The 12,044-nt window shown below is 66.7% G+C and carries 10 protein-coding genes; 5 read left to right on the top strand and 5 right to left on the bottom strand.

Going from position 1 to position 12,044, the window contains the following annotated elements; translation table 11 throughout:
- Nucleotides 1-192: 192 nt before the first annotated feature.
- Nucleotides 193-1,128, bottom strand: coding sequence for a ribose-phosphate pyrophosphokinase (locus tag VIG90_RS18210; RefSeq protein WP_331594945.1), 936 nt, complete (start codon nucleotides 1,126-1,128; stop codon nucleotides 193-195).
- Between the two features lie 407 nt (nucleotides 1,129-1,535).
- Here VIG90_RS18210 and VIG90_RS18205 point away from each other — a divergent pair, with 407 nt between their 5' ends.
- The 3 genes from VIG90_RS18205 (at nucleotide 1,536) to VIG90_RS18195 (ending at nucleotide 4,306) form a co-directional block, all read left to right on the top strand.
- Entirely contained in the window at nucleotides 1,536-2,294 is a 759-nt protein-coding gene (locus tag VIG90_RS18205; RefSeq protein WP_331594944.1) for a hypothetical protein, read from the top strand.
- Between the two features lie 10 nt (nucleotides 2,295-2,304).
- On the top strand, nucleotides 2,305-3,597 hold the full coding sequence (locus VIG90_RS18200) for a M48 family metallopeptidase (protein WP_331594943.1): 1,293 nt from the start codon (nucleotides 2,305-2,307) through the stop codon (nucleotides 3,595-3,597).
- 118 nt (nucleotides 3,598-3,715) lie between these two features.
- Entirely contained in the window at nucleotides 3,716-4,306 is a 591-nt protein-coding gene (locus VIG90_RS18195; RefSeq protein ID WP_331594942.1) for a hypothetical protein, read from the top strand.
- A 645-nt stretch (nucleotides 4,307-4,951) separates the two neighbouring features.
- Here the strand turns inward: VIG90_RS18195 and pgeF are convergent.
- The 4 genes from pgeF to lgt all read right to left on the bottom strand — a co-directional run bounded on the left by pgeF (nucleotide 4,952) and on the right by lgt (nucleotide 8,305).
- A complete protein-coding gene (pgeF, locus tag VIG90_RS18190; RefSeq protein WP_331594946.1) occupies nucleotides 4,952-5,773 on the bottom strand; it encodes a peptidoglycan editing factor PgeF in 822 nt (273 codons plus the stop codon).
- Between the two features lie 83 nt (nucleotides 5,774-5,856).
- Complete coding sequence (locus VIG90_RS18185; RefSeq protein WP_331594941.1) at nucleotides 5,857-6,450, bottom strand: GNAT family N-acetyltransferase; 594 nt, start codon at nucleotides 6,448-6,450, stop codon at nucleotides 5,857-5,859.
- Complete coding sequence (locus VIG90_RS18180) at nucleotides 6,447-7,514, bottom strand: class I SAM-dependent methyltransferase (protein WP_331594940.1); 1,068 nt, start codon at nucleotides 7,512-7,514, stop codon at nucleotides 6,447-6,449. Before VIG90_RS18180 ends, VIG90_RS18185 begins: the two co-directional genes overlap by 4 nt.
- Nucleotides 7,511-8,305 carry a prolipoprotein diacylglyceryl transferase gene (lgt, locus tag VIG90_RS18175; protein WP_331594939.1) on the bottom strand — a complete coding sequence of 265 codons (795 nt, stop codon included), beginning with the start codon at nucleotides 8,303-8,305 and terminating at the stop codon, nucleotides 7,511-7,513. The genes VIG90_RS18180 and lgt overlap by 4 nt, the downstream gene beginning before the upstream one ends.
- 222 nt (nucleotides 8,306-8,527) lie before the next feature.
- On the opposite strand from lgt, the gene VIG90_RS18170 reads away from it, so the two are divergent.
- Together VIG90_RS18170 and VIG90_RS18165 are read left to right on the top strand one after the other, a co-directional pair.
- A complete protein-coding gene (locus VIG90_RS18170; RefSeq protein WP_331594938.1) occupies nucleotides 8,528-10,282 on the top strand; it encodes a class I adenylate-forming enzyme family protein in 1,755 nt (584 codons plus the stop codon).
- A 426-nt stretch (nucleotides 10,283-10,708) separates the two neighbouring features.
- A partial coding sequence (locus VIG90_RS18165; protein ID WP_331594937.1) for a molybdopterin cofactor-binding domain-containing protein occupies nucleotides 10,709-12,044 on the top strand: 1,336 nt, incomplete at its 3' end.

The raw sequence follows: 12,044 nt of genomic DNA, 5'->3' as shown, positions 1-12,044 counted from the left end.
CTTGCGGAGGCCGGGTTCGCGCCGGGTGCCATCGAGAATGGCCCGCACGAGCGCCGCTTCGCCGTCGCCATGCCCGGCGGCTGGGTCGCAACGCTGTATCAGCCGCTTTGATCTGAAGCACTGAAACGGCAAAAAGAACGGCACCCGGCCTGATGGCGCGGGTGCCGTTTTTCGTTTGGCTGTGAGCTGAGTTTAGTCGAACAGGCTCGATACCGAGGTTTCCTCGGCGATGCGATGCACGGCCTCCGCGATCAGCGGGGCGACGGTGAGGCGGCGGATGCGCTGGGAAACGCGTACGGCCTCGGTCGCCAGAATGCTGTCGGTGATGACCAGTTCGGAGAGCTGGGACGCGCCGACGCGGGCCACCGCACCGCCCGACAGCACGCCGTGGCTGACATAGGCCACCACTTCCTTCGCGCCCTTTTCCTTCAGCGCGGCGGCGGCGTTGCAGAGGGTGCCGGCGGAATCGACGATGTCGTCGATGAGGATGCAGAAGCGATCCTGCACGTCACCGATGATGTTCATGACTTCGGATTCGCCCGGGCGCTCACGGCGCTTGTCGACGATGGCGAGCGGGGCGTTGTTGAGGCGCTTGGCCAGCGCGCGGGCGCGCACCACGCCGCCCACGTCCGGCGAGACAACCATCAGGTTTTCCTTGCCGAAGCGCTGGGTGATGTCGGCAGACATGACCGGCGCGGCGAACAGGTTGTCGGTCGGGATATCGAAGAAGCCCTGAATCTGGCCGGCGTGGAGGTCGATGGTCAGCACGCGGTTGGCACCGGCGGTGGTGATGAGGTTCGCCACCAGCTTGGCCGAAATCGGGGTGCGCGGGCCGGGCTTGCGGTCCTGGCGGGCGTAGCCGAAGTACGGGATCACGGCGGTGATGCGGCGGGCAGAGGCGCGGCGCAGCGCATCGATGGTGATCAGCAGCTCCATCAGGTTGTCGTTGGCCGGAGCCGAGGTGGACTGGATGACGAAGCAGTCTTCACCACGCACGTTCTCGTGGATTTCGACGAACACTTCTTCATCACCGAAGCGGCGGATGGTCGCCTTGGTCAGCGGCATGTTGAGATACGCGGCGACGGCTTCGGCCAGCGGCGGATTGGAGTTACCTGCGACAAGCTTCATGGGAGCCCTCTGGAGGGAAAACACGGGAATCGGCACGCTCTTAACGCCGGTAGACCGTGGTGGCAATGCACGGCTCAGCTAAATGAGGCTGTTTGGTGCTGCCTGGTACGCTTCAACAGGCTGAACACACTGCAATCCCGGTGGATGCGGTCTGTCGGAAATAATTCACGCTCCATGGTGATCGAGGGCGCAATCAGACGTCTGAGCGAAGCGAATCAGCAGAACGCACGGCCCGTCAGGGGGGTGATGACCAACTCCCCCGCAAAGGGTGAAATTTTGCTATCGTAAAATTAGACTAATATTAAAGTAGTCACCTTAGGGGTTCTGTTGCTACTTTGTACCTGTGTTGAGTCGGGGGTATCGAGGCGAACTTCAGATTCTGGGCATTCGGGCGGGGGGGCTGACCGATGAATTGTGTGAAGCTTGTACTGATGATGATGGCGGCGCTGGTGGTTGCGGGCTGCACGTCAACGAAGCAGATGGCCGACGTGGGTTTCGTGCCGCCGCAGGGGGAATATCGCCTGCTGGTCATGCGGCCGGACGTGTCCGTTGGCCTGCTGACGGCGGGCGGCGCCGTCGAACCTCGTGAGGACTGGACGGACCAGGCCCGCGGCCACCTCCTTGCGGCGCTGGCGCAGCAGCAGGCCAGCCGTGGCGGCATGGTGAAAGTGGCGGCCACGCGCGAGGAGGCGGGCGACCCGGCACGGGTGGCGGAGCTGGAGCGTCTGCACAAGGCGGTGGGCGCTTCCATTGCGCTGCATAAATACCTGGGCCAGAGCCTGCCGACGAAAAAGGACCGGTTCGACTGGACGCTGGGCCAGCAGGCGGTCGAGTTCGGGCAGGCCAGTGGTTACGACTATGCCCTGTTCCTGCACGCGGAGGACAGCTTCGCCAGCAGCGGCCGGGTGGCCTTGCAGGCGGTGAGCTTCCTCGGCTGCATGGTGGGCGTGTGCATCATGCCGACCGGCGGCCAGCAGGCGGCCTACAGCTCGCTGGTTGATCTGAAAACCGGGCAGGTGGTGTGGTTCAACGTGCTCTCGTCCACGACCGGGGACATCCGCACGCCGGAAGGCGCACAGACGCTGGTGCGCAACCTGCTCGGCAAGATGAAGCCGGGCGAGGAGACCCGGAGTGCCGAGACGCTGGCCGGCGGCAAGAAGGCGTAAGCGGGCGATCATGGGGAGCATTTCGCGACGCGGTTTTCTCGCGGCGGGGCTGTGCGGCTGCACGCTCTGCTGGGGCGGGGCGGCGCTGGGCAAGACGGCGTCGACTGTGTCGCCGCGTTCGGGGCCGGATGCGGGTCTGGGCGCGGGGCCGGACGCCCTGCCACCGCTGATCGGTCCGGGCTACCAGCCGGTGGATGCGGACGAAAGGGGGCTGTGGCAGTTGTGCGAGCGGCTGGAGGAGGAGCTTTCCACCTCCAGCCTGCTGATGCAGATGCCGGGGCTGCGGCAGTACACGCAGGAAGTGGTGGAGCGGCTGCTGGGCGCGCAGTCGAAGGACCTGCGGATTTACCTGCTGCACGACCCGGCCTTCAACGCAGCCATGTTCCCCAACGGCATGATGCTGCTGAACAGCGGCTTCTTTGCCCGGGTGCGCAACGAGGCGCAGTTCGCCGCCGTGGTGGGCCACGAGGCAGGGCACTATGCGCGCAAGCATTCGGTGAGCGGCTGGCGGGACCGGAAGTCGAAAACCGGGTTCATGGCATTTGTTTCGGCCGGAACCGCAGTGGTGGCCGGAGCTTCGGCAGCGGCGGGCGGCAACCCGTACGGCTGGGTCGATCTGGCGAACTCCATCAACTCCATGCTGGTGCTGTCCATCTTCAGCTTCAGCCGGGGGCATGAGAGTGAGGCAGACCTCTACGGCCTGAGACTGCTGGCGGACGCAGGCTACACGCCGGAGGCGGCAGCCCAGGTGTGGCGGCAGATGATTGATGAGCGCAAGGCCTCGGCGGCGGAGCGGGGGAAACGCTACCGCGATCCGGCCCGCTCTTCCTTCTCCACCCATCCGCCGAGCGATGATCGCATGAAAGCACTCGGCGCGGCGGCAGAGGCAGTGCGCGCCATTGCCAAGGAGGCCGGCTTTTCCGACGAACAGGATCGCTGGCAGGCGGCGGTTGCGCCCTATCAGGCCATGCTGCTGGAGGAACAGGTGAAGGTGAATGATCCGGGCGCCAGCCTCTACCTGATCCAGTCCCTGGCGCAGGACGGCTGGAGCGGCCTGCTGCGCTACTTCGAGGGCGAGATCTACCGCCTGCGGGACTTGCCGGGAGATGCGGACCTGGCGGCGACGGCTTACGGCGCGGCTGTGCAGTTCGAGGACGCGCCGCCCGAGGCGTGGCGGGCCCACGGCTATGCCCGGTTGAAGGCCGGGCAGGGGGAAGACGGGCGCAGGGCGCTGGCCCGGTATCTGAGTTTGAGGCCGGACGCGAAGGACGCGGGGATGATCCGCTTCTCGCTCGCGCAATAGGGCTGATGGTCCGCAGGCGGCAGGGTAGCGGCTGCGGACGTCTGGTGTGTCGCACATGTGTTCACCGCAGGGCACGCGCCCTGCTCGAACGCTGGTTCAAATGCCGGGGGGCAAACAGATGAAACTGCTTCGTATCGTGACTGTGGGATCCTTGATCGGGCTGGCGGCCTGTACGCCGACCTACACGCTGGTCTCGCCCGCGCCGGTGGGCGCGGCCAAGGGCGCCATCAAGGTGCAGCCCGCCATGGCGTGGAACAAGGTGCCCAAGGGCACCCATGATGTGAAATGGGAGGAGAACTGGACCCGCAACGGGCCGATGCTGGACGGCATCAGCTTCATCGGCGGCCTGCCGGACGGCGAAGCCATTGCCCGCCAGCGCAAGAAGGACGACCAGAAGGTGCCGGTGTTCCGCGCCAGCATGACGCCGCAGGATCTGGTCTCCATGATCGAGAGCTTCTACCGCATCAAGGCCGGTGCCTCGATCTTCGAGACCACCGCCGTCGAGCCCGCCACGTTCCTCGGCCAGCCGGGCCTGCGGTTCGATTACACCTACGTCGGCAGCGACGAGGTAAAGCGCAAGGGCCGCAGCCTTGCCGCCGTCATCAACGGCAAGCTCTACCTGATGGCGCTGGACGGCACCGCCACCCACTATTTCGACGCTGCCCTGCCGGAGTTCGACGCCATGGCGGCCGGTGCAACGCTGGGTTGAGAATGCGGTTTAAGAGGGATTTTGCGGGGGTCTGTAACCCCCGCGCCCCCATTCGTCTTTCGGGCCGCGTCCTGCATGTGCGGGTGCGATTTCTGGAGTTTCGGTAAAGGGCCGCGCCCCGCCCGGTCTGGTGCGCAAGCGGTGGAAACCAGAGATGCAGCAGTTCTTGTAAGGGCTTGTCCCGATCCAACGGCAGCGAAAATGTAAGACGTCACCGGAAAGGGGTCAGGAAGCGGCTCGTGAATTTGTGAAGGCGATTGCGGTGTTCTTTCTTGCCCGCGCCTGTATTCATCGGGGCGCATCCCGGTCATGCCAGTGTGCTGTATCGGAATTCAGGGCATGCCATCGTGTGTTGAATGGCGCGGCCGGATAATCTGGGAAGTTGTAAAAAGCACGGGCCTGTTCTGGCGTTTGGCACTCTGCCATTGGCGCTTTGCCATTGGCGCTCTGCCATGTGTGTCGGGGCGGTCTGCTGGCCGACTGCGCCCATCAGGTTGCGGCCCGCAGGAATTCAGCAGGTGCCGTGTGCCCTAAGGAAAGCGGGGGAAGCGTGGCCCGGAAAAACGAATAGGAGGTGTAGGAGGATTACAGATCCTCCTACAATGAACCCTCCTGTGAAAAGAAATTCAAACGGGAAAATCTCCCTTACCCGTGGTGTTCATGCCCGTGGTCATGCTCATGGTCATGAGCGCCGTCGCTGTGGGTGTGGCCGCAGCCGCAGCGGTGGGGCAGGGCGATGAGGGAGATCTGGCGGCCGTAGTCGGGCTCACCGGCGTGGGTGGTGCGGCGGTAGCTGAAGAAGCGGTCGGGCTGGGTGTAGGTGTCCTCGCCCAGCGCCTCAATGGAGCGGATGCCCGCCTGGGCGAGGCGCATGGTGATGAAGCCTTCCAGGTCGAACTGGTAATGGCCTTCGCGCTGGCCGGAGGAGAAGAAGTGCTCGGACTCCTCGCTGGCCTCGTAGAAGCGGCGGACGAAGGCCTCGTCCACCTCGTAGGAGCGGCGGCCGATGCAGGGGCCGATGGCGGCGCTGATGCGCTCGCGCTCCGCGCCGAGCTGCTCCATCGCCATGATGACGGAATCGAGCACGCCGGTCAGCGCGCCTTTCCAGCCCGCATGGGCCGCGCCGATGACGCCGGCTTCGCGGTCGGCCAGCAGCACGGGGCCGCAGTCGGCCGTCAGGATGCCGAGGATAACGCCGGGCTGGTCGGTGACCAAGGCGTCCGCTTCCGGACGGCCGTCGTCGGACCAGTCTCCCGCCACCACGGCGCGGTTGGAGTGGACCTGATGCAGGGTGACGAGGCGGTAGCCGGGAGCAACGGCGTTGACGGCGCGCAGGCGGTTCTCGCGCACGCTGGCGGGATCGTCAGACGAGCCGAGGCCGACGTTGAGGCTGGAGAAGATGCCCGTGGACACACCGCCGGTGCGGCCGAGAAAGCCGTGGGGTACGCCCGCCAGCGCGCCGGACATCAGCAGGGTGACGGGGGCGGCAGCCTCGGAAGCAGCGGTTCCGGGCGCGGTGTTATTGGAGACGGTGTTTTCGGGAGCGGGGGTCATCGGGCGGAATCCTTTGCGGGGGTGGATTCGGGAGCAGCTTCGGTTTCGGTCAGGTCGTGGCAGAGCTTCAGCATCATGATGAGTTCGTCATCCGCCTGATTGCCGACCATGAACTTGTATTCGCCGATCGTTTTGAAGCCGTGGCGCTCATAGAAGCGCTGGGCGCGAAAGTTCTCGGCGTAGACGCTGAGATAGACGGTCTCGCACTCCCGGGCGAAGGCGCGGTCCAGCGCCCAGGCCATCAGCGTCGCGGCAACGCCGCTGCCGTGGTAGCCGTGGTCCACGTAGAGCTGGCGCAGCTCGATGCTGCGGGGCGGCACCGGGTTGATGGGCACGGTGACCGAGCCGATCTTGCAGAAGCCGATGATCTGGCCTGCATGTTCGGCAACGCGGAATTCGGTGCCGGGCGTTGCCAGGTCCGCCAGAAACACGGCCGGGGTGTAGACCCGGTTAAGGTAATGGGAGAGGTCCTGCGGCTTGTAGAGATGGGCGAAGGTGTCGGAGAACGTCTTGCGGCCGAAATGCGACATGGCGGCGGCGTCCTGCCGGTCCGGCTTTCGGTAGGTGATGTCGGTCAACGCAATACTCACGAGTCCAATCCTGCGGGGGCGGGCCAAGCCGGGCTGCTGAGGGACAGCACCTTGAACAGCGCGCCCATCTGCTCACTGTCGGCAAGGCGGCGGGAGGCGACGACCAGCGCCTCGGCCTTGGGCGGGTTGGCCTTGGCGAGCACGGCGGTGCGGATGTCCAGCCCGAGCGCGCGCAGGAACCGGCCCTGCCCGACGGGGCCGAGCACGCGCAAGGCCTTGCCCGCCCGCTCGATGATCTGCTCGAAATCCACATGCACGGTCAGGTCCGCATCACCGGGAGCCGTGAAGGGGTCGGCGTAGGCGTGCTGCCGCATGGCCTGAAGCGTGTCGCCAAGGCTGTGCTTCGCGTGGCCGTAATCGATGATGAGCGCCGCGCCGCCGTCCTGGCTCAGGCGCTGGTTGAGAACGGCGGCGTCCTCCTCCCCGCCGAGCAGTTCGTAGAAGCTGCCTTCCGGCGCGCCTTGCAGCGCAGCGGGCACCAGCGCATCGAGCAGGGGGGCGTCCTCCGGCACGACGGGGATGAAGCGCTCATCCTCCAGCGCCACGTGCCGCTCCTGCCAGCCGCGCGCGGTTTTGATCAGCTGGCGGGCGGGCAGGGCGTCGAAGAACTCGTTGGCGACCAGCAGCAGCGGCTGGCCGGAGGGGATGTCCGCCAGCCGGTCCGCCCAGCGGGCGTGCGGCACGCGGGCCTTCTGCTCGGCGCGCAGCACCGGGCTCATCTCGACGAAGGTGACGGAGAGGGCGGCGTGGAAGCCGGGCACGCCCTTGGTGGCGCGCAGGATATCCGCCATCAGTGTGCCACGCCCGGGGCCGAGTTCCACAAGCTGCACCGGGTTGGGCGCGCCGGCGCGCAGCCACACGTCCGCCAGATGCAGGCCGATGAGCTCGCCGAACACCTGCGAGATTTCGGGCGCGGTGGTGAAGTCTCCCTCCCGCCCGAAAGGCACCTGCTTCATGTAGTAGCCGTGCGTCGCGTGGCCGAGGCAGATCGCCATGTACTCGGCGATGGTGATCGGGCCGCGCTCGCGGATCCGTTCGGCGATCAGCGGGGCGAGCGCGCTCATGCCGCCCGCCGCTTCGGTGCGGTGAGGTAGAGATAGAGGCCGCCGAGGATCATCGGCACGCACAGCCACTGGCCCATGTGCAGGCCGGTGGTGGCGGCGAATTCAACCAGGTGGCTGTCCGGCTCGCGCACGAATTCGACGCCGAAGCGGAACACGCCGTAGAAGAACAGGAATGCGCCGGTCAGGCGGCCGGGCATCAGGCGCGCTTCGGTGCGGTAGAACAGCACGAGCAGGATGACGAGCAGCACGAGGCCCTCGAGGAAGGCTTCGTACAGCTGGCTGGGGTGGCGCGGCAGCGGGCCGCCGCTGGGGAAGATGACGCCGAGGGGAGAGGTGGTGACCCGGCCCCACAGCTCGCCGTTGATGAAGTTGGCGACGCGTCCGAGGCCAAGGCCGATGGGCACGACGCAGGCGACGTAATCCGCCACGCGCAGCCAGTTCAGTTTGTGCTTGCGGCAGAACCACAGGATGGCGACGCCAACGCCGATGACGCCGCCGTGGAAGGACATGCCGCCGTCCCACAGGCGGATGATCGCGCCGGGGTTCTCGATGTAATAGGCAAGGTTGTAGAACACCACGTAGGCCAGACGGCCGCCAATGATGATGCCGAAGGTGACCCAGGTGATGAAGTCATCAATGTGGCGGCGGGTCCACGGTGCGCCGGGCGCGCTTGCCATGCGCATGGCGAGCCACCAGCCGCCCAGAATTCCTACGATGTAGGCAAGCGCGTACCAGCGCACCACGAGGGGGCCGATCTCAAACGCAACAGGATCGATGTGGCCGAGTTCCATCTGACAGCTACCCCCCAAGAATCCGGTGATGTTCAGCCGGCACTGGCGTTGCCGGGCCCTTTCCCTTGCCGCATATTATTCCTCAAAACAACGCATAATGAGCCGTTGCGTGAGGTGTGCCGGGCCTGCCGGAAGGGCAGGCGAGACTCCGCGCGGCCAACGCCCGGAGCCGTCAGACAGCCGCCAGACAGGTGGCAGAGATGCTGAAAAGGCAGGGGCAGGATGCTGACCGACTCCGACATTCTCTATGACCGGATCTGTGCCGTGCTCGCCGGTCCGGGCGGGCCGCTGGAAGTGGGCGAGGCGGTCATTCGCGGGCAACTGCTGCCGGTCTTCCGCAACACGCCGCAAACGCTGCGGGACTATATGCAGACACTGGCCATGACCCACGACGCGGCGGATTTCATCGTCTGCGGCGAGGAGCGGCTGAGCTTTGCCGGCACACTGAAACTGGCGCGGCGCTACGGCGCGGCCCTCCAGCAGCGCTACGGCATCGCCAAGGGCGACCGGGTGGCGCTGGCGATGCGGAACATGCCGGAATGGTGCCTGACCTTCATGGGGCTGGTGATGATCGGCGCGGTGGTGGTGCCGCTCAACGCCTGGTGGACGGGCGAGGAACTGGCGTACGGCGTGCGCCACAGCGGCGCGCGGCTGGTGGTGGCGGACGCGCCCCGCGCCCGGCGGCTGGCGGAGACGACGCAGGCACAGGTGCCCGTTGTGGTGGCCCGCAGCCGCGGTGCGGACCGGGTGAGCGAGGAGGAAGTGGCGCGGCACGGCTGGGAGCGGCTGGAGGCGGTGCTGGCGGGAGCGCCGGCGGAGCCGTTCCACCTGCCGCCGCTGGACCCGGACGATGACGCGACGATTTTCTACACGTCCGGCTCGACTGGCCAGCCGAGGGGGGTGGTCTCGACCCACCGCGCCATTCTGACCGGCCTGTTCGGCCTTGCGCTCTACGGTCTGGCGATGAACCGGATGGATGAGCAGGAGGGGCGGGCCTTCACGCACCAGTCCGCCACGCTGCTGGCGGTGCCGCTGTTTCACGTCACCGGCTGCTTCGCGGTGTGGCTGACCTGCTTCATCGTGGGGCGCAAGCTGGTGATGATGCACCGGTGGGACGCGGGCGAGGCTCTGCGGCTGATCGAGGCGGAACGGGTGACGCACCTGATCGGCGTGCCGACCATGACGCTGGAGGTGCTGGAGCATCCCGACCGGGAGAGTTTCGACATCAGCTCGTTGCGGGACATGGGCGCGGGCGGCGCGCCTCGCCCGGCCGAGCATGTGCGGCGGCTGAAGGAGGCCTTTCCGGACAAGCGGCCGACCATCGGCTACGGCCTGACCGAGACCAACGCCTTCAGCACGGTGGGAAACCGGGAAGGGTATCTGGCCAAGCCGGGCTCGGCGGGGCGGCCGATCGCGGCGGTGGCGCGCCTGAAGATCGCGCTGGATGATGCGGGCACCGAGGCCGCGCCCAACGAGACGGGCGAGATCTGGTGGCGCACGGCGGCGCTGGCGCGAGGCTACTGGATGGACCCGCAGGCAACGGCGGAAGCCTTCACGCCGGACGGCTGGTTCCGCTCGGGCGACCTCGGGTACTTCGATGAGGATGGCTACCTGTTCGTGGTCGATCGCAAGAAGGACATCATCATCCGGGGCGGGGAGAACATTTCCTCCCTTGAGGTGGAAGCGGCCCTGCAGGCCTGTAACGGGGTGCTGGAAGCCTGCGTGTTCGGCCTGCCCGACGCGCGGCTGGGCGAGGCGGTTGGCGCGGTGGTGCGCGTGCGCGAGGGGGCGGACGTGACCGAGGCGGACGTGCTGGCGGAAGCGGCGCGGCATCTGGCGGCGTTCAAGCTGCCGACCAGACTGTGGCTTATTTGCAACCCTCTGCCACGTCTCGGTTCAGGGAAGATCGACAAAGTATCCTTAAAGGGATATTATTATACCCGCTTCGAAACAGAGAGAGCGGCGGCATATTCATAAAGACCGCGCCTGGTTCGGGGAGGACCGCTAGGGTCTTGGGGAGAACGCCAGCCGCACCGAGGGCTCACGCCTTATGGAAGCTGGCATGCGGCCGGGGGAGAACGCGAAACAAGCGCGGCCACCCGGCCGCTGCGGCCCGCCTTTCCGCCATTTGCGGTTTTCTGTGTTCTCGGGTTCGTCTGAAGCGCGCCCCCTGAGCGGTCGTCAGTGCTCAAGCCGCGGTGCGCTGCGGCGCTTGCGGGCAAATTTTCCCTTCCCCTCCTTGGCCGGGGCGACTAACGTCCGCTGCAACCAGATGGCGGTGGTCTTCGCCTTCCGGCTGCCGTGCGCAGGCAAGTTTGCCTCGCTTTCGGCAGCCCGGAGACAGCAGTGCGGCCCCGCCTTTTGCCCGAGCTTACAGAATTTAAGTGCATGGCAGGTAAGTGCATGGCTGACGGAAACCCGGATCTTACTACCGCGCACAACATTCCACTTCCCCAGCCGAAAACCACGCGCCGACGGTTCCTGATCGGCGGCGCGGCGGGCGTGGGCTTGCTCGTGGGCTATCTGGCATGGCCGCGCAACCCGGCCCTCGTCATGATGACGCGGGAGGACGAGACCGTCATCAATGCCTGGCTGAAGGTGGGGGCTGACGGCCGCGTCGTCGTGCTCGTGCCGCAGGCGGAAATGGGGCAGGGCGTCTATACGTCCTTGCCGCAGATCATTGCGGAGGAGCTGGGCGCGGCGTGGGAATCGATTTCCGTCGAGCCCGCTCCGGTGCACCCGATCTACGCCAACAAGCTGGTGATGCAGGAAGGCACCGAGGTTCTGCCCGGCTTTGCGCGTGGCATTGCCCGCTGGGCCATGTCTGAACTGGCCGAGCGGCTGGCGTTGCAGGTGACGGGCGGCAGCACCTCCGTCAGGGCGTTCTACGGCTCGCTGCGGCTGGCGGGCGCAACCGCGCGCACCATGCTGTGCATGGCGGCGGGCCGCCGCTGGGGCGTGGACTGGACCCAGTGCCGCGCCGAGAACAGCACGATCGTGCATGGCGACCGGCGCGCGACCTTCGCCGAACTGGCCGCCGATGCGGCCAAGGAAGAAGCGCCCGAGACGCCCGAGCTGCGCAAGGCGGAGAAGTTCGCGCTCATCGGCCGGTCCGTGCCGCGCATCGACATTCCCTCCAAGGTGGACGGCACCGCCCGCTTCGGCGTGGACGTGCGGCTGGAAGGCATGGCCTATGCCGCCGTCAAGGCAGGCCCGGGCGGCACCTCTCCGCTGACCGGCGTGAACGAGGCCCCGCTGGCGGATGCCAAGGGCTTCCTCAAGCTGGTGAAACAGGACAACTGGGTCGCGGTGGTTGCCTACAGCTGGTGGCGGGCGCAGACCCTGCTGGAGCAGATCGAGCCGCAGTTCGATATCTCGGAAGGCGGCGGCGCGGACACGGCGGACATCGAGGTGCTGATCGACGCCGCCCTGACAGAAGGCGATGCCCACGTCTATGCCGAAAGCGGTGACGCGGCGGACGTGCTGGAGAAGGGGCAGGCGATCGAGCACACGTACAGCGTGCCGTATCTGGCCCACATGTGCATGGAGCCGATGACGGCGACCGCCCGCGTGAGCGAGCAGAAGGTGGAAATCTGGGCGCCGACCCAGTCCCTCACGTGGACGCGCATGTCTGTCGCGCGGGCGCTGGGCGTACCCGGCGATACCGTGACGGTTTACCCGACGCTGCTGGGCGGCGGCTTCGGCCGCAAGATCGAGGCGGATGCGGCGGTACAGGCGG

Origin of the sequence: Pedomonas sp. (assembly GCF_036515995.1) — a bacterium.
Classification (GTDB): Bacteria; Pseudomonadota; Alphaproteobacteria; order Sphingomonadales; family Sphingomonadaceae; genus Pedomonas.
This window is presented reverse-complemented; position numbering and strand designations above follow the sequence as displayed.

Coding starts and splice junctions, on each gene's coding strand:
- VIG90_RS18210 (WP_331594945.1), bottom strand. CDS start 1,128: ATGAAGCTTGTCGCAGGTAACTCCAATCCGCCGCTGGCCGAAGCCGTC.
- VIG90_RS18205 (WP_331594944.1), top strand. CDS start 1,536: ATGAATTGTGTGAAGCTTGTACTGATGATGATGGCGGCGCTGGTGGTT.
- VIG90_RS18200 (WP_331594943.1), top strand. CDS start 2,305: ATGGGGAGCATTTCGCGACGCGGTTTTCTCGCGGCGGGGCTGTGCGGC.
- VIG90_RS18195 (WP_331594942.1), top strand. CDS start 3,716: ATGAAACTGCTTCGTATCGTGACTGTGGGATCCTTGATCGGGCTGGCG.
- pgeF (WP_331594946.1), bottom strand. CDS start 5,773: ATGTCCGGCGCGCTGGCGGGCGTACCCCACGGCTTTCTCGGCCGCACC.
- VIG90_RS18180 (WP_331594940.1), bottom strand. CDS start 7,514: ATGAGCGCGCTCGCCCCGCTGATCGCCGAACGGATCCGCGAGCGCGGC.
- lgt (WP_331594939.1), bottom strand. CDS start 8,305: ATGGAACTCGGCCACATCGATCCTGTTGCGTTTGAGATCGGCCCCCTC.
- VIG90_RS18170 (WP_331594938.1), top strand. CDS start 8,528: ATGCTGACCGACTCCGACATTCTCTATGACCGGATCTGTGCCGTGCTC.